Annotated in this window: 15 protein-coding genes and 1 pseudogene; 1 reads left to right on the top strand and 15 read right to left on the bottom strand. The window is 39.4% G+C overall.

What is annotated here, in order from left to right; genetic code table 11:
• Positions 1 to 23: 23 nt before the first annotated feature.
• A pseudogene (locus CVS97_RS09580) lies at positions 24 to 857 on the bottom strand (Cache 3/Cache 2 fusion domain-containing protein); the annotation flags it as partial.
• 308 nt (positions 858 to 1,165) lie between these two features.
• Here CVS97_RS09580 and htpG point away from each other — a divergent pair.
• Positions 1,166 to 3,022 (top strand): molecular chaperone HtpG, encoded by a 1,857-nt coding sequence (htpG, locus tag CVS97_RS01475; RefSeq protein WP_107784826.1) that lies wholly within the window; start codon positions 1,166 to 1,168, stop codon positions 3,020 to 3,022.
• Positions 3,023 to 3,080: 58 nt separating this feature from the next.
• On the opposite strand, the gene CVS97_RS01470 is transcribed toward htpG, so the two are convergent.
• The 14 genes from CVS97_RS01470 to CVS97_RS01405 form a co-directional block, all read right to left on the bottom strand.
• Positions 3,081 to 7,787: a hypothetical protein gene (locus tag CVS97_RS01470; RefSeq protein ID WP_107784825.1), complete on the bottom strand. Its 4,707-nt coding sequence runs from the start codon at positions 7,785 to 7,787 to the stop codon at positions 3,081 to 3,083.
• 226 nt (positions 7,788 to 8,013) lie between these two features.
• Positions 8,014 to 8,871 (bottom strand): 8-methylmenaquinol:fumarate reductase membrane anchor subunit, encoded by an 858-nt coding sequence (gene sdhE, locus CVS97_RS01465; protein WP_087585917.1) that lies wholly within the window; start codon positions 8,869 to 8,871, stop codon positions 8,014 to 8,016.
• A 2-nt stretch (positions 8,872 to 8,873) separates the two neighbouring features.
• A complete protein-coding gene (gene sdhB / locus CVS97_RS01460) occupies positions 8,874 to 9,839 on the bottom strand; it encodes an 8-methylmenaquinol:fumarate reductase iron-sulfur subunit (protein WP_107784824.1) in 966 nt (321 codons plus the stop codon).
• A 9-nt stretch (positions 9,840 to 9,848) separates the two neighbouring features.
• A complete protein-coding gene (gene sdhA, locus CVS97_RS01455; RefSeq protein WP_107784823.1) occupies positions 9,849 to 11,711 on the bottom strand; it encodes an 8-methylmenaquinol:fumarate reductase flavoprotein subunit in 1,863 nt (620 codons plus the stop codon).
• A 397-nt stretch (positions 11,712 to 12,108) separates the two neighbouring features.
• The gene (locus CVS97_RS01450; RefSeq protein ID WP_107784822.1) at positions 12,109 to 13,122 is read right to left on the bottom strand and encodes an ABC transporter substrate-binding protein; all 1,014 of its coding nucleotides are present in this window, start codon (positions 13,120 to 13,122) and stop codon (positions 12,109 to 12,111) included.
• An 11-nt stretch (positions 13,123 to 13,133) separates the two neighbouring features.
• Complete coding sequence (locus tag CVS97_RS01445) at positions 13,134 to 13,910, bottom strand: ABC transporter ATP-binding protein (RefSeq protein WP_107784821.1); 777 nt, start codon at positions 13,908 to 13,910, stop codon at positions 13,134 to 13,136.
• The gene (locus CVS97_RS01440; protein WP_107784820.1) at positions 13,907 to 14,917 is read right to left on the bottom strand and encodes a FecCD family ABC transporter permease; all 1,011 of its coding nucleotides are present in this window, start codon (positions 14,915 to 14,917) and stop codon (positions 13,907 to 13,909) included. The genes CVS97_RS01445 and CVS97_RS01440 overlap by 4 nt, the downstream gene beginning before the upstream one ends.
• Positions 14,910 to 15,749: a methyltransferase domain-containing protein gene (locus tag CVS97_RS01435; RefSeq protein ID WP_107784819.1), complete on the bottom strand. Its 840-nt coding sequence runs from the start codon at positions 15,747 to 15,749 to the stop codon at positions 14,910 to 14,912. Before CVS97_RS01435 ends, CVS97_RS01440 begins: the two co-directional genes overlap by 8 nt.
• Before the next feature lie 90 nt (positions 15,750 to 15,839).
• Positions 15,840 to 18,041, bottom strand: a complete 2,202-nt coding sequence (locus CVS97_RS01430; RefSeq protein WP_107784818.1) for a TonB-dependent receptor — start codon at positions 18,039 to 18,041, stop codon at positions 15,840 to 15,842.
• A gap of 281 nt (positions 18,042 to 18,322) precedes the next feature.
• Positions 18,323 to 18,874 carry a 2-oxoacid:acceptor oxidoreductase family protein gene (locus CVS97_RS01425; RefSeq protein WP_107784817.1) on the bottom strand — a complete coding sequence of 184 codons (552 nt, stop codon included), beginning with the start codon at positions 18,872 to 18,874 and terminating at the stop codon, positions 18,323 to 18,325.
• Positions 18,871 to 19,716 carry a 2-oxoglutarate ferredoxin oxidoreductase subunit beta gene (locus tag CVS97_RS01420; RefSeq protein WP_107784816.1) on the bottom strand — a complete coding sequence of 282 codons (846 nt, stop codon included), beginning with the start codon at positions 19,714 to 19,716 and terminating at the stop codon, positions 18,871 to 18,873. The genes CVS97_RS01425 and CVS97_RS01420 overlap by 4 nt, the downstream gene beginning before the upstream one ends.
• Entirely contained in the window at positions 19,706 to 20,836 is a 1,131-nt protein-coding gene (locus CVS97_RS01415; RefSeq protein ID WP_107784815.1) for a 2-oxoglutarate synthase subunit alpha, read from the bottom strand. Before CVS97_RS01415 ends, CVS97_RS01420 begins: the two co-directional genes overlap by 11 nt.
• Complete coding sequence (locus tag CVS97_RS01410) at positions 20,833 to 21,144, bottom strand: 4Fe-4S dicluster domain-containing protein (protein WP_021091402.1); 312 nt, start codon at positions 21,142 to 21,144, stop codon at positions 20,833 to 20,835. Before CVS97_RS01410 ends, CVS97_RS01415 begins: the two co-directional genes overlap by 4 nt.
• Positions 21,145 to 21,152: 8 nt before the next feature.
• Positions 21,153 to 22,046, bottom strand: coding sequence for a lactate/malate family dehydrogenase (locus CVS97_RS01405; RefSeq protein WP_103582827.1), 894 nt, complete (start codon positions 22,044 to 22,046; stop codon positions 21,153 to 21,155).
• Positions 22,047 to 22,049: the final 3 nt, after the last annotated feature.

Here is a 22,049-nt window from a genome sequence, read left to right as displayed (position 1 = left end):
TTACTAACTACTTTTAGTGGTGTTAAAAAATCATCAGTAACAGCTGAACCTAAAACCATCCAGTCTAGTTTATCAAATGACTCAAAAGCAACTATGCAGTCAACCCCATCAATTATAATAGGCTCAATGCCCTTTCCTTTTTTAACAATATTATCCATAGTAGTTTTTAATTCACTACTTAGCTCTTGATCTGCCTTAGTTGGATGAAAGTCAAATTTACCAGTTTTAGTATTGTAAAGAGAAAAATATCCATGCTTACCAAGTTTCATCTCAGAAAAAGTCTTTTTCATATTGTTTAATCCCTCGGTAGGATCATAACCAACAAATAAAATTCCTATTACCTCGTTATTTTCAATAATAGGATCATAAACGCTCATATAGTTGCGTCCAAATAAATTTACAACACCTATATACCTATCTTTATTCATGATATTTTTATAGGCTTGACCGCTTTTGTCAAGCATTGTACCAACAGCTCTGCTACCATCAGCCTTCGTCACTGATGTACTAACTCTTAAAAAATTATCACCTGATTTTGCAAAAATGGTTGAAATTCCGCCTTTTGTAGCGTTATTAAATTTATCTAGAATATCGTAGTTATTGTTTAAAATACCATTTTGAGATATTAGTTCTATCGCTTCGTATTTACCAGTCTTACTCATCTGGTGATTGGTTGAAATTTTTCCGATCATCTCTTTAAAAACACTCATTATTAGCTCTGCACTACTTACATTATCTTTTTCAAATAATTTAACCGTATTCATAGCAAGCTGGACGTTTTGTTCTACTGTCGTAAGCACACCATCTTTTATCTCGCGCTCTAAAATATTTGATGTATATATGACAAAACATGTCATAGATACTGCCAAAACCGTAGCAATCGTTGCTGAAACTTTTACCAAAATGCTTCGTAAATTCATTTTGTCTCCTTTTTCCAAAAATTTTAGCCTTGATTATAGCACTATTTTAAATAAACTTTATACAAGAATGCATAATTAATAATAATTAATAAATTATCATTATTATTTTATTTATAAATTATAACTTTTTTGAAATTATTTTAAAAAATTAATTTAAAAATCTTGATAGTAATACTATCAAGGTTAAGTATATTTTTATCACTTTGTGTTATAATCTGCCAAAAATTTAAAAAAAGGAAATCAAAATGGCAGATAAATTTGAATTTCAAACCGAGGTTAATGACCTTCTAAATTTAATGATTCACTCTCTTTACTCAAACAAAGAGATATTTTTAAGAGAGCTCATTTCAAACTCAAACGACGCACTAGATAAGCTAAACTATCTTTGTTTAACTGATGAAAAATATAAAAATCTAAACTATACCCCAAGGATCGATATCAAAATCGATGAAAAAGCCAAAACACTAACTATTAGTGATAACGGCATCGGTATGGATAAAGATGAGCTTATCGCAAATTTGGGCACGATAGCAAGAAGCGGCACAAAAGGCTTTATGAAAAATTTAAGCGGCGATGCAAAAAAAGATAGTTCACTAATAGGCCAATTTGGCGTTGGCTTTTACTCAGCTTTTATGGTAGCAAACAAGATCGAAGTCATCAGTCAAAAAGCACTTGTCGATAAGGCCTACAAATGGACATCTGATGCAAAAAGCTACGAGATAGAAGAGGCCAGCAAAGAGAGTTTTGGTACTGATATCATTTTGTATCTAAACGACGATGAGTTTGCAAATTCTTGGCGTATTGAAGAGATAGTTAAGAAGTATTCAAACCACATTCCTTATCCTATATTTATGGATAAACAAAGCTATGTCGCTCCAAAAGAAGGCGAAAAAGAGGGCACTTATGAGACTAAAAACGAGCAAATAAACAAGGCAAATGCGCTTTGGAGGCTAAATAAAGCCAGCCTAAAAGAGCAAGACTACAACGACTTTTATAAGCAAATTTCTCACGATAGCAGCGATCCGCTCCTTTACATACACACAAAGGCTGAGGGTAAGATCGAGTACTCAACGCTATTTTATGTGCCAAGCACCGAGCCGTTTGATCTATTTAGGGTTGATTATCAAAGTGGCGTAAAGCTATATGTGAAGAGGGTTTTTATAACTGATGATGCAAAAGAGCTTTTGCCGCCGTATCTTAGATTTATCAAAGGCGTAATCGATGTTGAGGACTTGCCACTAAACGTTAGCCGTGAAATTTTACAAGAAAATGCGATCATGCGAACGGTAAAAGAGCAAAGCGTGAAGAAAATTTTAAGCGAGCTTACAAAGCTAAAAGATAACGACCACGAAAAATACATAAAATTTTACAAACTATTTGGCAAGGTTTTAAAAGAGGGACTTTACGGCTTTAACGCTGAAAAAGAGCAAATTTTAGATCTTTGTCTATTTAAAAGCTCAAAAAGAGATGGACTAATCAGCCTAAAAGAGTACAAAGAAGCGATGAAAGAGGATCAAAAGTCGATCTACTACATCAGTGGCAATAACGAAAATATGCTAAGAAATTCTCCGCTTCTTGAGAGCTTTAAGAAAAATGATATTGAGGTGCTCATTATGGACGAAGAGATCGACACGATCGTCATGCCAATGGTTAATGAATTTGACAAAACACCTCTAAAATCAGTCTCACACGCTGATATAAATGACGAGATCAAAAGTGATGAGAAGGTTGATGAGAGCAAGGTTGCAAACACGCTTGTTAAAATGAAAGAAATTTTAAAAGACGAGGTAAAAGATGTAAGACTAAGCTCAAGACTCTCAAGCTCCGCTGCGGTGCTAATTTATGATAAAAACGATCCCGATTATGCTATGCAAGAGATGCTAAAACAAATGGGACAAAGCGCAAACGCTCCAAAAGTTAAACCGATCTTGGAGATCAACGCTGATCATGAAATTTTTGCCAAACTTGAGAAGAATGAGGCTATGATTTACGACATCGCGCCTTTACTTCTTGATATGGCAAGGCTAAATGAGGGCATGAGCCTAGAAAATCCTGCTAAATTTTCAGAGCTATTAACGAAAGTGATGATAAAAGCTATCTAAATTTATAAAGCCCAAGAGAAATTTTGGGCTTTAACCTACTTCTATAAATTTAAATTTCTTATAATAAATCGACCTGTACGCCATCTTGTATCTCAAGAAAAACAGTGTGTCTTGTGTTTATTGTATTTCCATTGATGGTTTCTTGGCGAGTAAATGTCGCTTTATAGACTTGATTTACTGCATCACCATCACTTGTAACATCTACTTTGTTGTATATGTCACCTATAACACTATGTTTTCTATTTAGCGTAGCAACATCAGCTTTTGTAGCTTTTACAAAGTCATGTGTAAGCTGAACTAGGTCTTTGCTGTCACCTATGACTTTTAGCACTGTATTTACGCTCTCACTAGCTACACTATTGCTTGCATCCCTTGTGTTTCTGCTATCAACAATATCAAAGACACCATCTGGGCTAAATTTTATAGATACCGCCTGATCGGCACTTCCTAGCTGGATCTTTTCAAAGTTATTTATCTTTTTAACGTTATCTAAATTTGAAAAATCCACATCATCAACGACTATCAGAGTGTCCACGCCGCCTCTGCCATCTATCATTCTACCCTTACTATAAACAAAGGCATCATCTAGGTTGCCACCTTTTATATCGCCCTCTTGTCTTAGATATACTAGATCGCCAAAATTTGATTCGCCGTATTTACTAGCGTCACTTAGTTCGTAAGAATTTGTAGTCCCTATCTTTTTTAGATGTCCATTTTGAATAAGTGCTTCAACGTAATTATTACTAAAGAGATGCGTACCACTACCTTGTGCTCCAACTAGCATAGATGAGGGATATGGATCTTGGGGGCCATAAGTGTTTGCTACACTTTTTGGAAGCATATATAAAGATAAGTTCATCTCACCAGTTCCATCCATATACTCCATATCAAGTTTATAAAAACCAGCTTTGTCAAATGTAAAATCCCTACTCCACCACTGACCGTTTTTACCATATGATGCTTCTGTAGCTGGGTTTATATACGTTGTTGGACTTCCAAATTTTTGTGTCGTTCCATTTATAGTAAGCTCTGCATAGTTATGCAAGTCTGCTGCTCTTACAGAGTATATTCCAGGTGCACTTACATATATCCAGCCATTCATCTTCATAACAAGATCAGAACCAACAGGATTTGACTCACCAAGAGTATAGTTGCCGGGTCTACCTTTTAAAACACCATTTGCAAAGCCTATGTTATTACCAGTGCCAGCAGCAGTATCGACACCATTTCTAAATTTCTTTGGTGCATATGGATTAGACGCATCGTATAAGGCACTATCTCCATGTCTACCAACTCTAGCTAGGTCCTCCGCATGCATATTTCCTTGATTAGACAAAGTCTTATAGTGTGTTCCTGAAGCAAACTGCACAACATCATAGGTAGTAGAGGCACTTGGGGAATAAATTTCCATATAGTCTTTATAAATAGACTTACCTCCTCGCGTACTATAAACACCAGAATTATTACCAACTCTAGCTCTCCATGACGGATCTACGTAGTTGTAAAACCACATATCAGCATCAAGACCGCTATTGCCAATAAATGTAACAGTGCTAATAGATACGTTTCCTGCAGCGTCAGAATTTTTTATCATAAAATTTGCCCCGGTACTATTGGCTGATAGGGCAAAATTTTCAGAATAGCTATGTGCATTATCAAGAGACGAGCTTTTGTGAACAGAATTTAGCAAATCATAAAGATCGACTTTATTTATGGTATTTTTATTAAGAGTGTTGTTACCATTTGAGTCGGTTCCGATACTGCCTGAAATATCTACACTAGTAACATTAGACGTGGCATTTGGTGTGCCTATCGCATCTGGAGTAGCATCAAGATTGACTCGAACCAAGAGATCATCATCTTTTGTTTCATCACTCTTTAAAACAGTCGCTCTAATATTTGAATATCTTTCATCTAGCTTTATCCCAAGCGCTTCAAAGTCCATATTTACACGCTTGTCCGCACCTACAACTAGATCTATATAGTTTTGTCCGTTTGGTAAAATTTTAGCATTACCATGATCATCTTCAAGAGCTAAACGAAGCTTGGTTCCAGGAGCACGGTCTACACCAAAGACTATATTTGGCTGCTCATCGTTAGTAAGAGAAATATTGTACTCTTTTATAGTTTTGCTCTCATTATCAAAGTTATTTTTCTGAATAACTTTTTCATTATCTCCTGCTCTTAAGTATTTTGCGATATTTATAACTCCTCCATCTATCTGCGTAGCAAGCTTTACATCGTCAATATACTCTAAAATTCCAAAGTCAAATAATCTACCACGGACACCATCAGTCGTCGTAGCCTCGCCAGGTGTTGTGATAGTCGCTCTAACCGGCGTAGAATGATCCATAGAAATAGGAACATCTGGTATGCTAAATTTACCACCAGCTATTGGAAGCGGTGCTGAACCATCACTTGGTATGGCTGTTAATCCATCGTCACTTATGGTATATTTGACAGTTGTTGTAACAGATGGTATGGTAGGAGTTGATATCGTGACGTTTATGCTGCTTCCTGGTTTTGTATTATTAGGTAGGTAGATATCAAGATCGCTTTGAGTTGATGACGAGCCAGAAGGAGTTGTGATACTATCTATCAGTCCATCACCATCATTATCCCTTGCAAACTGCACCTTTATGCTATTATCTAGAGTTATCTTGTCTGTGACTGGGGCTGCTTTATTGCCAGCTTTGTCAGTAAATGTAGTTGTAAAATTTGTCGTAAGCCCATAAAGCCTTGTGGTGGTCTCTATGGTACCATTATTTACACTAATAGGCACACCATCATCTCTCGTGGCACTATATACACCAGATGCGTTTTGAGAAATTTTAATAGTGATTTTATCTGTTTTACCATCACTTCCTGCGATATCTATCTCAAATTTATCACCATCTTTTGCATCGTTTGGAATTTTTATCTTTATCGGTGTCTTTACACCATCAGGGCTAAAGCCGCTCTCCTTACTGGTTAGAACACCATCTTTATCGTTATCTTTTGCAAACTGTATATGTGGGGATTTAATAGGTGCAACTGTATCGCTTGAAATTTCACTTACACTTGAAGCTTTTGGAGTGCCAGTCGTACCATCAATGATCGTCGTACTTAGTCTTTTTATGCTTGGATCGCTCGAGTTTGTTGGATCAGCAATTGTTATCTTGCCATTTTCTATAGGGATAATCTCCGTTCCACCATCAAGCGTAGCAGTAAGTCCGTCAGATGAGATGGTATATGTCTTTGTTACGCTTGTTGGTGTGCTAGCTGGATCATCAACTTTGATACGGATCTTGTCGCCAGCTGTAGCATTGTTTGGCACATAAATATCTATCATTAAGGCCGCGCTACCACTTTTTGCGAGCTCGGCCAAATTTATCATGCCATCTTTATTCTCATCAAGCGTAAAAACAGCGATTGGGTTGTTATTGTTTGCTATGGTTACGGTTTCAGTTGCACCTGGATTACCCGACTTACTTATCATTTGGATATTTACATTTGTTGGAGTTGAAGATGAAATTTTAACCGCATTTGCTACATTAAAACCGACATTTCCACCACTTTCACTTATAAGCGGATAGCTCTCACCGCTCTCTTTATCTACAAGCATATTACCAGATGTTTTAACCAGCACTTTTTCATGTAAAGTTCCGTCAGGATCAGTGGTAGTTAGTTTTATCTTGTCGCCTATTTTCATATTTGGTGATAAGATGACCTTTGCATCATCACTTGGTGTGCTAATTGCTGGATTAAAGCTATTTTCGCTTGCATCTATGACGCCATCTCGGTTTAAATCTTTACCCAAAACTATCTTTGTAAAAGCAAGAGCAGGAGTAATAGTGTCAACACTTGTGGCTACATTTGCCACAGATGAGCTAGTGCCATTTGCCAGGGCGATACTAGAATTTACACTAAATGTAGCATTTGGAGCGACAGTGACACTTGGAATGATAAATTCTTTTTGCTCTGGGTTCGTAGCATTTGGCACAATAGGTAAAATTTCACTTGGATTATTTATATTTATCACGCTTGTACCAGCTTGATCAACCTTATAAACAAGTATGGTCTTTACACCGTTGTTTATGACTTCTAATGTCACTTTATCATTTGGCTTAAAGTCATTATTAAAAGCAACTGCTATATTTGTATGATTTGGATCACCGCCTGCTTCTGCAATATTTATATAGCCGTCACCATCAATGTCTTTTAAAATTCTAACACTTGGTGCTGCAATAACCGGAGCGCTCTCTTTTTGCTCTACCGCTGCTACCGCACCGCTAATAGACCTATGTGCCAATGCCGACTCTTTTAATATGACTGGCAGTACAACCGCACCACCATCAACACTAATAATATTTGAGATATGACCTTGTGTATCAAAATTTAAACCATTTATGCTTGCAAAGCTACTACCGTGGTTTGAGCCATGAGAACTATGACTTGCGTTATGAGAGCTGTCGTCTTCGCTTTTGTTTTTTGTTTCTTCATTCTCAACAAGAAAATTTCTCTTATCTTCTTCTATCTGGGCTTCGCTGCCTTGCGTATTAAAATTTGCTTTTGATAGCTCTTTTGTGATGACGATAGTTTGGGGCTCAAGTAGCGCAATAGGCGAAGCGTGATAGAAATTTATAACGACTGTATCACCACTACTTTGTGTTATGATCTCGTCGCCTAAAAATATCTCATCTCCCTGTTTTAGTGCGATCAACTTTCCATTGCGTTTTACAAATACTTTTCCACTTATTTTTGCGACTATACCAACGTTTTGCATATTTAGTCCTTTAAATTTAATAATCAATCCATTTAAAATTTCACGCGATTATAGCTAAAAAATATTTTATATAAATAAAAGAATTTGTATAATAAATTTTATTATTTTTGACCCATTTTTATATTAAAAAATAAATTAAAATTTTTATAAAATGCCAAATTTGCTTTGTTTGTAATAGAAAAATAAATTTTAAGAATTTCCCACGCCAAAAGACGTGGGATAAAATTTACGCTATCTTGGTAGCGTCGATGATGTTTAGATCAAGTCCAAGATCTTCAACAGATAGTCCAAGTGCAAGACCTACAAGCTGAGATAGGTGAATGATTGGCTTTCTCACGTTTGAATGGTTTTCATCTTGATATCTCTCTTGGTAGATGTCAAGTTGCATTTGACAAAGTGGGCATGGTGTGACAACTACGTCAGCGCCGTTTTCATCAGCGTTATTTACGATCTGGCTTGACATTTTTCTTACAGATGTGCCGGCTGGATAACTAGCGTGAAATCCGCAGCAGTCAAGTCTTTTCTCAAATGGTACAATAGTAGCGCCAAGTGCGCCTACAACAGTTTCAAAGCTCTTTGGATTGACTGAGCTTTCTCTATTGTGAAGATCTTTTTCAGGTCTTAGGCTGTGGCAGCCGTAAAATAGCGCTACTTTTAGCCCACTAAGTGGTTTAACAACCTTTGCTCTTAGCGTTTCTACGTTTTGATAAAGCACCCAAAGAAGGCTTGTGATCTCGGTTGAGCCATTATATTTCATATTGCCCTCAGCCAAAAAAGTATTTATGCGGTCCTTTGCACCCTTATCAAGTGTAGTTTTAGCTCTTGTTAGAGTTAGCATACAAGTTGAGCATGTCGTAAGCATCGGCATATTCATCTGCTCTGCAAGCGCTATGTTTCTAGCATTTGCCACAAGCGTAGCGATAGGATCTACGTCTTGTGCTTGTTGAGCCCCACAGCAGCTCCAGCCCTTTATCTCGTGAAGCTTCCAGCCAAGTATCGGAGCGATAGCCTCAAGCGACATCTTAGCCTCTTTAGCTGCTTGAGAGAGTACGCATCCTGGAAAAAAAGCGAATTCGTTTTGCATAATTACTCCTTACTAGCAGCTTTGCGAGCCGCATTTATCATTTTTACTAGATCATCATGTCCTTCTATGTCCTCTTCGCCGAAAATATGAAGTGGATTCATCTTACCTGCAAGCATTAAATTTGCAGCGATATCCATTTTGCCCATATTTCTAAACACTCCCTCAGAGCGAAGTGCAAGCTTGATCTCATTTAGTCTGCCTGAGCCATCAACTAGATCAGTTAAGAATGCCTCAGCGTGATCTGGCCCCATGCCATCATCAAAACCTTTTTGTATAGCCATAATGCGAAGATCAGTTATATCTTTGCATGCGCTTATGCCTTTTGGACAGCGATCAGCGCACTCTTGGCATTTTACACACATCCAAAGGCCATTATCGATAGCTGGTTTTAGATGCGGCATAGGATCTTTACTACGTGAGTCAAATGCCGCTCTATAAGCATGCACAAAGACAAATGTCTGCATATAATCGCTCGCATCAGCTTCAAGTTTATTACACTCGCTAGCGCACGCTCCGCAAAGTATGCAGTCCCATTCAAGTGCTACTTTTTCGTACTCTTTTTGACTTTGCTTACAGCCTTTTTCTGCACTAAATTCTGACTTAGCAGTGATGCTAGGCTTGATTTTGCGTAAATTTTCGATACTTGGCTCCCAATCAACCATAAGATCAGAGATGACCCTGAAATTTCCAAGTGGAGAAATTCTTATGCTCTCTGGATTGTCATACTCCGCCAAAAGCTCGTTCATCTTTGTATCACAGGCTAGATATGAGTAACCATTTACTCTAACAGCACACGCTCCACATATCGCTGAGCGGCAAGATGCTGTGAAATTTAACGTCGCATCCTTTTTTTGTTTGATATCAAGAAGCACTGTTAAAAGAGTTTTGCCTTTGATCTCTTCATTTGTTAGCTCATAAGTTGATTCATATTTTTTAGTTCCGTCAAAACGGTCGATAATAATTTTCATCCTAGCTCCTTACTCTGGCTTCTTGCCATCAAGTGAAAATATGCCTGTCACAACGTCTTTGTAGCTAAGTTCAAGCTTGCCGTCTTTTAGTGTGACTATGCTGTGTTTTAAGAAATTTACATCATCTCTTTTTGGATAGTCCTCTCTTGTGTGAGCGCCACGGCTCTCAAGACGATTTTGCGCTGCAAGACATGCTGCACGAGAAAGAAGTATAAGGTTGCCAAGCTCGACATAGTCAGTAAATGCTGTGTTCATGACTGGGTTTTGATTTGGCACTTTAAGGGTGTCATATTTTGCTTGGATAGCTTCTAGGTTTTTAGAGAGCTGATCAAGTTTTGCACCAGTTCTAAAGATACCCATTAGATCCCAGTTATTTTTACCAAGCTCTTCACGAAGTGCGTACATATCGTTCACTCCGCCATCGCCTGTTGCTATGGCTTTAAATTTATCTTGCCACATTTTTGCTAGCTCAGAAGTTTTCTTACCGCTTGCAAATTTTGCATTTTGAGCGTAAGCGCCAGCACCTTTGCCAGCTAGATCGCCAGTTACAACTGCGTCAGTTAGGCTATTTCCACCAAGGCGGTTTGCACCGTGGATAGATACACATGAAGCCTCGCCACCTACATAAATTCCAGGGATTTTTGTACTCATATCATCAAATTTAGCTACCTCTATACCGCCCATTGAGTAGTGAGCTGTTGGACGGATGGGCACTGGTTGCTCGATTAGATCGATATTTTGGAAAAGCATGGCAGTATGGCGAATTTTTGGAAGCTTTTTCATAATAGTATCTTTGCCAAGGTGGCGAACGTCACAAAGCACGTAAGCGCTCATGCCCTCACCAAAGCCTCTACCTTCGCGAATTTCTGTCTCGATCGCACGAGCAACGACGTCACGAGGAGCTAGCTCCATCTTTTCGTGATAGTTTTTCATAAAGCGCTCGCCCTTGTTGTTTAACAAGTATCCACCTTCACCGCGAGCAGCTTCAGTGATTAGTGTGCCGCCATTTTGAACGCCAGTTGGGTGAAACTGAAGCATCTCAGGGTCTTCAAAACTAAGACCTGCTTTAAGCGCAGCAGCGATGCCATCACCAGTTGCTATAAATGGAACTGATGTGCGGTTATAGAAAATTCTAGTGTATCCGCCAGTTGCGATGACAAGAGATTTGCAAAGAACTGGGTAAATTTGACCATCTTGGATGTTGCGAAGAACGACGCCTTCAACCTTGCCATCCTCAAGACCGATCTCAAGTAGCTCATGATCCATTAGAAATTTAACGCCAGCTGTGATAGCGTCGTCAAGACAGGCGTGCATCAAAACGTGGCCAGTTTTATCAGCTGCGTAGTTACAGCGTTTTTTACTAGCACCACCCATGAAGCGAAACGCAACATCGCCATTATCTTTACGGGATACGTCGCCATTATCTATACGAGAAAAGAGCATGCCATTGTGGTCTAGCTCGTGGATGACCGCGCCTGCTGCCTCACAAAATTTCACAACTGCATCTTGATCGGCAAGATAAGCCGCACCTTTAACTGTGTCATAAGCGTGAAGCTTGAAGCTATCACCATTACTAAAGTCGGTAACGCCGTTTATTCCGCCCTCCGCCATACAGGTTGCATTGCGAGATGGCATCATCTTTGTAGCGACAACGACGGTTGAGTTTGGATATTGCTTGCGAACGGCTGTTGCCGCACGAAGTCCGGCACCACCAGAGCCGATTATTAGCACATCAACAGATGGCAAGCCACTTTCATTGCCCTTTGGCAACTCACCAGCAAAAACATTGGTCGCACCAGCCGTTGTAGCCAGCGCACCTACGCTGATACAGGCACTTTGTAGAAATTCTCTTCTGGTAAATTTTTCACTCATTGATAACTTCCTATCTTAGTAAATTTTTAGCGTTTAAAACGCACCGCCAGTTCATTTCTTAATATTTTTTAAAACGACTACATTAATTAAATAATTAATAATGAAACATTACATTAAATTTACTTAAAAGAAACATAAAGATTTATTTTAGATTAAGAAATGAGAGCTGATATTAAAATCAAAAAGGATAAAATAGGCTTTTTGAGGCGGTTTATATAAATTTAATGGTAGAAAATTTTATAAGATATATAAAAATTTCTACCGATTTGAAGTTTATTTTTATTTTTGAGTTTTTAAGCTTTAGAAGCTCTTTTTTAGGATATTAGAAAGATAAATTTACTTTTATACTTAAATAAATATATTAAGTATAATAAATAACCTTATTTTTGTCCTATTATCAAAATTCACCCTTTGGGTGCAAAATTTCTTTTAGCTCGCTATCACTTAGCTTGTAGTTATAAAATCTCTCGTAAAACTCTTTTGTTTTTTGCTCTAAATTTAGATCGCTAAATTGCTCTGGATAAAATGTCTTAGCCAGCCAAAGCGGATAAAGCGCACCTTCAGCACTTCTTACGCTCCAAAGATAAACGCCACTTGGCACTACAAAAATTTTTCCATTTTGCACAGCTTTTAGCTTGGTAAATGATGCGTTTTTAGCGATAGCATCAGCGCTTTTTTGTGAATTTGTGATGATTATGTCTGGGTTAAAGATGATGACTTGCTCTTCGTTTATTGATTTTGAAATTTTAAAATCCCCATCACTTAGCTCTGAGCTTAAATTTATACCACCAGCCATGCTAATATACTCTGCGCCGATATCCTTTGAGCTAATGGTATTAAAGTTTCCAGAGCTATAGTTAAGCACCAAAACTCTCTTTTTTGGCGTTAAATTTGCCGTTTTTTGGCTTACAAATTTTATGTTGTCGTTAAAATAGTCATTAAACTCACGCGCCCTTTTTACACTCTTTTTGCCCCAAATTTCAGCGATCTTGCTAAAGCTATCTTGTATCTCTTTGATGCTTTGAAATTTATCTATCTTCACAACTGCGATGCCAGCGCTCTCTAACTGAGCTTTGCTGTTTTCATCAAACATCATACCAATTGGCCCAAAAACAACTTGCGTTTTTGACGCGATGATAGTCTCGACGCTGCTGCTTAGCATGCCACTTTTGTTATCGTTGCTCTTTATTTTTGGGAAAATTTTTGACATAAGTGGAGGTAGTTTTGGCGCACCACTAATTATATGATCCTCGTTGCCAAGCATCGCAGAAACCTGCACAAATGCCCCTATTAAAGGCGTCGCACGCTCGATCACGTCAGGCACTTCTACCTTTTTATTGTCGCTATCAAACACCACTCTTGCTTGCAAACTAACAAGCAGAAAAACTAAAAGTAAAATTTTCTTAAACATATCTTCTCCTTTCAATCCACCATCACGCAAGAGTAATGCTCGCGCTCATCGATGATATTTTTCACCACTCGTATATCTACGCCGTAAATTTTCTTTAAATTTTCGCTACTCATAGCCTTGCTAGCCTCGCCGTAGATGTAGTTTTTATCTCGTCCAAGCATCGCGACCTTTGCATTTAGATAAAAGACCTGCTCTGGTTGATGAGAGGTGAGGATGATGATATAGCCTTGCTTTGCAAGCTTTTTTATCTCTTTTAAAACTCGCATTTGATTGCCAAAGTCTAAATTTGCCGTTGGCTCGTCAAGTAGCATCACCTTTGAGCGTTGTGCTAATGCTCTAGCTATCAGCACCATTTGCCGCTCGCCACCACTTAGATCGGTGTAAATTTTATCTTTAAAGCTCTCTAAATTTAGCGTCTTTAGCGCATCTAGCGCTATCTTTTCATCCTTTTTGCTAGGCCGCTCAAATATACCAAGTCTTGCATTTGCACTCATCATCACCACATCAAAAACGCTAAAAGCAAATGGCGGAGTGTGAGCTTGCGGGACGTAGCTTATAAAGCTTGCTCGCTCTTTCTCGCTCATCTTTAGCGCGTCTTTGCCGTCTATTAAAATTTCTCCCCCAAGTGGCTTTAAAAAGCCAAGTATCGTCTTAAACGTCGTCGTTTTGCCAACGCCGTTGCTACCAAGCAGGCAAAAGATGTCGCCATCTTGTAAATTTGCATTGAAATTTTCTATAACGACCTTTTTATCGTAGCCGCAGCTTAAATTTTTTATCTCAAATTTCACGCAAAACCCTTTTTGCTCTTATAGAGCAGATAGACAAAAAGAGGCGCGCCAACTAGCGAAGTGATGACGCCAAGTGGGATCTCACTTGCCATTAGACTGCGTGAAGTGGTATCGACTATAAGCAAAAATAGCCCTCCGCCAAGCAGCGAAGCTGGAAAGAGCGTGATGAAATTTGCTCCCACGACAAAGCGCATGATGTGAGGGATGACAAGCCCCACCCAGCCCACGATACCGCAAAATGATACGCAAGTAGCGGTTAGAAGTGTCGAGGCGATGATGATTATGATGTTGTAAAATTTCACATTTAGCCCCATCGCCCTAGCCTCTTCTTCGCCAAAACTAAGCGTATTTAGCTTGTAGCGAAGCATAAAAAGTGGCACAAGACAGATCATAACTACGCAAAAAAGCAGAGCCAAATTTTTATATCCGCCGCTTCTTGCAAGGCTTCCCATCAGCCAAAAAGTAACTTCTGGCAATTTATCATCGCTGTCAGCTAGAAATTTTATGAGCGAGCTAAGCGCTCCAAAAAGAGATGAGATGACGATGCCAGTTAGCACCATCACGAGTAAATTTAGCCTGCCCTTTGCGATGACGCTGCTTATAAAAACGACAGCAAAAACAGCAAAAAGACCGCAGCCAAAGGCGCTAAGCTGCACGCCTATGTAGTTGAAATTTAAGATGATAGCCACGCTTGCTCCCACAGCTGCGCCACTTGAGACGCCAAGGATGTCAGGCGAGACTAAAGGATTTTTAAAAAGACCTTGATAGACAGCTCCAGAGCTAGCAAGCGCTGCACCAACTAAGATGGCAAAAAGCACCCTTGGCAAACGAATGAGCGTAAAGACCGTATATCCTTGCTCGTCGCTTGATTGCTCGTTTAAAATAGCTGATCTTATAAACTCAAAAATTTGAGCGTAACTTATCTCGTAGCGTCCGATGCCTAGAGAAAAAAAGAGCACCAACAAAAGTAGCGCAAATAATGCAAAAATGATCTTTTGGCTACTCAAATTTTATCTCCCGCACGTCCCACCAGATAAGATAGCTCTTGGTTTCTCTTTTAAATTTAAAGCCGTCATTTGTTTTAGTAAGATACTTTTCTACGTTTCGTTTGTAAATTTCTTCTTTTTCGGGCGCGATCTTGCCGACAAATTTAAAGTGGTCAAACGCCTCTTCAAGGCTAGCAAAATCCCTCTCGTAAGTGGTGTCTATTATCTTTAAATTTGGATTTGCTCCCATGTCGTAGGCGATATTAAAGATAAAGTTATATCCAAATCTCCTGTCACTTAGTCCTGCCTCGTTTTCATCTTTTATCCCTTTTAAGAAGTCTTGCCAGATATCTTTTAGGCTTGGATGATCTGGCAAAAATGAGGTCATCACGACATATTTTTTAGCAAATCTGCAAAGCTTTTTTATATCAAAAAGCCCAACTGAGCGTGATGCTAGCACGATGTCATGTTTTGGTAAATCCTTTAAACTCTGCTCATCACTCCAGTCTTTTTGGATGAAATTTATATTTTTTACCCCAGCCTCTTTTGCATTTTTTTTGGCATATTCAAGCATTTTTGCAAACGGATCTAGCGCGCTAACGCTCTTTGCTAGCTTTGCAAGTGGCACGCTAAGCCTTGCTGGACCACACCCCACATCAAGCACGCTGTCATCTTTTGTGATAGGCAGATTTGAGAGTAAATTTAGTGTAGAGGCTGTCTCCATGCCAGTCATCTCGTTATACATATCTGCGAAATCATCCCAATTTACGCCGCCATCTTTGCCTTTTACTTTTTGTAAAGTAGGCAAAAACACTCTCTCCAAAATCGCTTGATAATCAACCAGCCCTTGCATCTCTCTCCCTTTGGTTATTTAAATCTGCCCTACAAAAAGGGCAAATTTAAAGAGCCTAAAGCCAAAATAAATTTGGCTTTAGTTTTGGTTTTAGAATTGAACTTGAGCTGAAAGCATGAAGGTTCTGCTTTGTCCTAAGAAAAGCGAAGTTGTAGGTCTTCCATTGCCTCCACCATCTACGTCAGACGGGAACATTCCTGCCCAGTATTTTTTATCAAAGAGGTTATTTATGTTAAATCTTATAGTTGTCTCTTTGCCTAGCCAAGCTTTTGTAGTGTATCTAGCACCAAGATCGGTTGTAAAGTAGCCATTTACGCTATGAGCGTTGGCATTGTCGATGTAGCGCTTGCCTGTGTAGTGAAAATTTGTTGTAAATGCAAGTTTGTTTGTGTTTGGCACAGCATAGTCAAACAAGACATTTGCTTGAATTTTTGGCTCACCGATAACTGTTTTACCCTCAGACACGCCGTCTTTAGCATTTTTTATCTTAGCATCAAGAAGTGTAAAGCCACCATACATACTTAATGTATCAACAAGTTTTCCACCAGTAGTTAGCTCAAAGCCGCGGTTTCTTTGTGTGCCTTGAACTTTAAAATCAGCACTTGCTCCACTACCAACTAGATATGCTACTGGACGTTTGATCTCAAAGATCGCAGCTGATAGATCAAGCTCACCTAGTCTAGTTTTCGCACCGATCTCATATTGTTTGCTTCTGATAGGTTCTATTACGATCATTTCTCCTCGTCTTGGATGTGAGTTTGGAAATGTGTATGACGATTGTTCATCTGAGATACTGTCTGCGTAAGTTGTATAAAGATTTAAATTTTCAATAGGCTTATAAACAAAACTGACCGCATAACTTTGTCCGTTTTTATCATAAGTTTTTGTCTTTTTGCCAGTATTTTTATTTATGACATTGCTTTGAAACCATGAATTTGAGAAAGATAAGATAGTGCTAAATTTATCGTTTAAAGCTATATCATCTACCAATACTACGTTTTTAGTATCAGAGTATCTTGATTTATATAAACCATCACCTCTATTTACATGAGTATCATTAAACACTACTGGGTTGCTTAAATAAGAATTACCGTAATCTTTTTTGTCACCAGTAGTTTTTCCAGAATAGATTTTAAATCTATATCCATTAGTTGCTAAACCTACGTTATGTACTATGCTTCCTGTTTCAAAACTGGTGTTAGCTTTGGCGAACCAACTATGGACTTGAAATTTACCAGAAGCACCGCTACGAGTATAATCTTCTTTTACATTAAATTTGCCGTCACTATTTAAAAAAGTATTACTAGGACCATACATATTTCTTAAAGCATTTTGCCACTGATAGCCACCTTCAAAATACCAGTTATCTGTTGGAGCGTATTTTAACTTTACACTAGCTGTTTGAGTTTTTAGATAATTACCCCCAAAAGTCTGACCAAGTCCCCTTTTAGTATCTTTTACAGGGCTTGGCACATCAAATTTTGCCACTCCGTTTGATACTGGCATACTAAATCCACCTGGCATTCCAGAATTTTCATGCTCGTAATGGCTAAAGTTTGTCTCAAGTGTTAAATTCTCTGTAAGGTAAAAATCAAGTCCAAGTGAGGCTAAGCGACGAGAGAATTTACTATCTTTGGCATTCTTTTCACCACCTGAGTAGTAAAAGACGCCTCTATATCCAACTTTTTCAAATTTATTTGAAGTATCAAGACCTACGCCTAAATTTGATCTTGAGCTGTAATCAGTCCAGATGATGTTTTGAAGTGAAACTGGGCGCTTACGAGAGTAACTAAAATACCCTGTAGGCGCACCAGCACCATAAAGTGAGCCAGCAAGTCCATTTTGCACTTGAAGGCTCTCAAACATAGCCATAGGTATAGCTGTAGTTGATGCAGCATAAAAGCCATCCCAAAAGACATTACCGATTACACTACCTTGAAAACCACGAGTTTGTGGACGACCGATCTCAGCTCCACCACGATATTGAATTTGTGCTGAAGGGAAGTATCTAACTGCTTCTTCAAAACCTTGAACACCTTGGTTATCAAGAACCTCTTTTGAGATCGTATTTACTTGATAAGGCATATCTATAACTTTTTTGTCAGCCAAAGGACCGCTTGCCACTCTTTTGTTTAAAATTCCTTCATCGATGCCGCTCTCGCTGATGTTGTCACCGACTGAATTTACTTCAACGCCCTCAAGCTTTGTCGTTTGCACAGCAAAAACTTGACTTAAAAAACCACTGCACATCAAGAGTGCAGCACATGTTGCAACTGAGATTTTGTAACTCAATTTTCACCCCTTTTACAAAAATTTTACATCTGAAATGTTACTAAAACAAATCTTAAATATAATTTATTAATTTATTAAATATTTAAAAATATATTTTATTTAAGAAAGCTAAAATAAGGCATTATAAGGACTATTTTTTAAAAATTTCATAGCTTTGATAAGATAAATAAATACTATAAATATAATCTTTTATATCGACAAGTTATGCTTAAAATTTTAAGAAAAGTAATAATTGATTTTTCTGTTTATAGTAGAAATTTTGGCTAAAAATTAGCCAAAATTTATTTTAAAAGCTCTTTTGCGTATTTTAGACCTAGCTCGTAAGCTTTGGCATTTGCCTCTTTAACCTTTTCAGGCACGCTTGCTAGCATCTCTTCACGCACTAAATTTTCATCCATACATTTACTCATAGCCACCGCCACGCCAAGAGCGACGACGCTTTGAGTGATGACGTTACCAACCTCGTCTTTTGCGATAGAAATAATAGGAATTTCATAAATTTTCCAGTGACTTTTATCCTCGTCGCTTACTTTTACCAAATTTGGCTCAACTACGATCGCACCGCCCTCTTTCACACCACTTTTAAAGGCATCGTAGCTTATCTGCGCAGTGGCAAGCATAAAGTCTATCTCGCCCTCGTTTGCATAAGGATATAAAATTTCCTTCCCATCAAGGATAATATCGACCTTCGTTGGACCGCCACGTACCTGAGATGTGTAGGTAGATGCCTTGACGCCGTATCCGCCTGCTTTTATCTTAGCAGCTGAGAGGATCTCGCCTGCTAATATGACGCCCTGCCCGCCAACGCCGACAAATCTTAATTGTGACTTCATGCTAGCTCCTCAAAATTTATCTTCTCTCCGCTCATAGCAGCCTTTCTTACCTTGTCGTAAGCTTTGGTGTATTCGATCTTTTCTTCATCTTTATGAAGCACGCCAAGTGGGAAAATGCCCTTTTTTTCTTCATCGCTTAACATATCAAATTTGACCTTGCTCGTCGTGCGGCCCTTTATCCACTCTAAATTTTTCACCGCCTCACCCATTTTGTTCTTGCGACCTAAATTTATATGGCAGTTTGAAAATACATCAAAAAAGCTGTATCCATCGTGGCTAAAGCCCTCTACAAAGAGCTTTGTGAGCTTCTCTGGCTCGATGACGCTACCACGCGCGACAAAGCTAGCACCTGCGGCGGTTGCGAGCTTACAGGCGTCAAAGCTAGGATCGATATTGCCGTATTGTGCTGTGACCGTCCACATGCCCTTTGGCGTGGTTGGGCTGGTTTGCGAGTTGGTTAGCGCGTAGATGAAGTTGTTGATTAAGATGTGATTTAGCCCGATATTTCGGCGGCATCCGTGTATCGTGTGATTGCCTCCGATCGCTAGCCCGTCGCCATCGCCAGTTACCACGATGACGTGTTTATCTGGATTTGCCATCTTTACGCCAGTGGCGTAGGCTACGGCTCTGCCGTGAGTTGTGTGAATGGTATTGCAGTCGAGGTATCCACTAAAGCGGCCAGAACAGCCTATGCCTGAGACTACGCAAACGTCATTCATGTCCCAGCCCATGGTATCGATAGCTCGGATGAGCGCCTTTAGTATGACGCCGTCGCCGCAACCCCAGCACCAAAGAGTAGGCATTTTATCTGTTCGTAAATATTTATCATAATTAAAAGCCATAAATTTCTCCTATCTTTGCCTCGATCTCGCTTGGACTTATCGGTCTGCCGTTTGCTTTTAGCAGTTTTGCAAAGTCATCTCTTAATATGATTTTTGAAATTTCGCCACTATACTGACCTAAATTTAGCTCGCAGACTAAAATTTTATTAAATTTATTTGATATCTCTTTTAGCTTTTTAGCTGGAGCTGGAAAAAGTGTGAGTGGCTTAAACAGCCCTACTTTTAGCCCTTTTTCACGTAAATTTAATATCGCTTGCTTGGCTGAGAGAGCCACACTACCAAAGGCGATGATACAAATTTCAGCGTCATCAAGCATAAACTCTTCATATTTCTCGCACTCATCTACGTGTAAATTTATCTTATTAAATAGCCTATTCATAGAGTATTCAACGATCTTTCCATCTTCTGTTGGAAAGCCAGTAGCACCATGATGAAGCCCAGTGATATGGTAGTGATAGCCTTTAAAGAAAGGATTTAGCGTGGCTGGCTCATCTGGTGCGGCCTCATAAGGTTTATACTCTTTTGGCTCGCCGCTAAATTCTTTTCTTTTATAAATTTCTAGCTCGCTAATCTCTGGCAAACGCACCCTTGCTTGCATGTGTCCTATCGTCTCATCAAGTAGCAGCATAACTGGCGTCATAAACCTAGCTGCAAGGTTAAACGCTCGAACTGTCTGCGTATAGCACTCCTCTAGGCTGCTAGGCGCTAGTACTATCATATTTACATCGCCGTGAGTTGGGTTTTTGGCCTGCAAGATATCGCCTTGTGCGACGCGGGTTGGCAAGCCAGTTGAAGGGCCACCGCGCATTACGTTTACGATGACAAGCGGTATCTCAGCGATAAAGCCAAGGCCAATTTGCTCAGCCTTTAGTGAAATTCCAGGTCCTGAGCTAGCAGTCATTGCCTTAGCACCACTCGCACTTGCGCCAAGAGAAACTGAAATTCCAGCTATCTCATCTTCCATTTGTATAAATGTGCCGCCATGTTTTGGCAAAAGCACGCTTAGCTCGTGTGCGATCTCGCTACTTGGAGTGATCGGATATCCGCCAAAGAAGTTACAGCCGCACTCGACCGCAGCCCTTGCTACTAGGGCATTTCCAGTTGATACTATCTCTCTCATGCGCTCTCTCCAAGCTTTGCAAATTTATTTGCCTTTACGGCTGCAGCTCGCTCTTTGCTCTCAGGCGTTAGCTTTGCAAATTTAAAGCCTTTTTCAGCCACATAAATAGCAAAATCAGGACAGTGAAGCTCGCAGTCGCGACAGCCTATACATGAGTCAGCATAGACGACCTCTATCATCTTACCAAGCACTGCTTTTGGCTCAAGCCTCATCGCTAGCACGCCTGCTGGGCAGTAGCTCACGCAGACATCACAGGCTTTACACCTGCTCTCATCGACCCAAACAGGTACATTTTCTTTTATTATCATCTATATTCCTAATCCAAATTTTCTTTTAAAAATTTAATGTTTTTTCTAATATCAGCTTCGCTTTTACTTAGCTGCTCTTGCTCACTTTCATTTATATTTAGCTCTAAAATTTCTTTTAAGCCCTCGCGTCCAAGCCTTACTAGCCTGCCGCAACTTAGCTCATCATCAAGAAGCACGCTAGCACTTAAAATTTCATCACTCTTGCCCATGATCGCTTCACACATTTTCACAACTGCAGCTGCTGGTGCGTAGTAAGCTGAAGTGCCAAGGAGTTTAACGATCTTTGCGCCACCTGTGCTTGTCTCTTTTTTAAGAGTTGCTAGCTCATTTTCGTTTAAATTTTCGCTAATGTTACTAGCAGATACGATCATCTCGTCGTTGTGAGCGCCAATTATCTTTGTCTTTAGCCCTTTTGCGTCCTTGTCTTTTAGAAGCGCTAGCTCATATCTGCATCTTGCCCCATCAAGCTCACCAGCCATGCCGATCACTTTATTTTTGCTAAAACCACTAAATTTATGAGCCGTCCAGACCATCACATCAAGCGGATTTGTCACGACGATTATCACCGCATTTGGTGCAAATTTTGCGATATTTTGAGCTGTTTGTTTTACGACTACGGCATTTTTAAGGAGCAAGTCCTCTCTTGTTTGACCCTCTTTTCTTGGGCTTCCAGCAGTTACCACTACGATATCACTGCCCTCTATTAGCATAAAGTCATCGCCACCGCAAACGGTAGTTTTAGCATTAAAAACGCAGCTTGACTGCGCTAGATCGATCGCTTTTGCACGTGCCACATCACCAAATATATCCACAAGCGCGATCTCATCGCAAACTTCTCTCATGCAAAGCGCATAAGCTATGCTCGCACCGACGTTTCCAGCTCCAACTATACTTATTTTCATTTT

The sequence above is a fragment of the Campylobacter concisus genome (assembly GCF_003049735.1).
Classification (GTDB): Bacteria; Campylobacterota; Campylobacteria; order Campylobacterales; family Campylobacteraceae; genus Campylobacter_A; species Campylobacter_A concisus_AN.
This window is presented reverse-complemented; position numbering and strand designations above follow the sequence as displayed.

What these genes read in the sequence shown, in the direction of transcription:
- htpG (WP_107784826.1), top strand. Translation starts at nt 1,166, where the DNA reads ATGGCAGATAAATTTGAATTTCAAACCGAGGTTAATGACCTTCTAAAT.
- CVS97_RS01470 (WP_107784825.1), bottom strand. Translation starts at nt 7,787, where the DNA reads ATGCAAAACGTTGGTATAGTCGCAAAAATAAGTGGAAAAGTATTTGTA.
- sdhE (WP_087585917.1), bottom strand. Translation starts at nt 8,871, where the DNA reads ATGCAAAACGAATTCGCTTTTTTTCCAGGATGCGTACTCTCTCAAGCA.
- sdhB (WP_107784824.1), bottom strand. Translation starts at nt 9,839, where the DNA reads ATGAAAATTATTATCGACCGTTTTGACGGAACTAAAAAATATGAATCA.
- sdhA (WP_107784823.1), bottom strand. Translation starts at nt 11,711, where the DNA reads ATGAGTGAAAAATTTACCAGAAGAGAATTTCTACAAAGTGCCTGTATC.
- CVS97_RS01450 (WP_107784822.1), bottom strand. Translation starts at nt 13,122, where the DNA reads ATGTTTAAGAAAATTTTACTTTTAGTTTTTCTGCTTGTTAGTTTGCAA.
- CVS97_RS01435 (WP_107784819.1), bottom strand. Translation starts at nt 15,749, where the DNA reads ATGCAAGGGCTGGTTGATTATCAAGCGATTTTGGAGAGAGTGTTTTTG.
- CVS97_RS01425 (WP_107784817.1), bottom strand. Translation starts at nt 18,874, where the DNA reads ATGAAGTCACAATTAAGATTTGTCGGCGTTGGCGGGCAGGGCGTCATA.
- CVS97_RS01420 (WP_107784816.1), bottom strand. Translation starts at nt 19,716, where the DNA reads ATGGCTTTTAATTATGATAAATATTTACGAACAGATAAAATGCCTACT.
- CVS97_RS01415 (WP_107784815.1), bottom strand. Translation starts at nt 20,836, where the DNA reads ATGAGAGAGATAGTATCAACTGGAAATGCCCTAGTAGCAAGGGCTGCG.
- CVS97_RS01410 (WP_021091402.1), bottom strand. Translation starts at nt 21,144, where the DNA reads ATGATAATAAAAGAAAATGTACCTGTTTGGGTCGATGAGAGCAGGTGT.
- CVS97_RS01405 (WP_103582827.1), bottom strand. Translation starts at nt 22,046, where the DNA reads ATGAAAATAAGTATAGTTGGAGCTGGAAACGTCGGTGCGAGCATAGCT.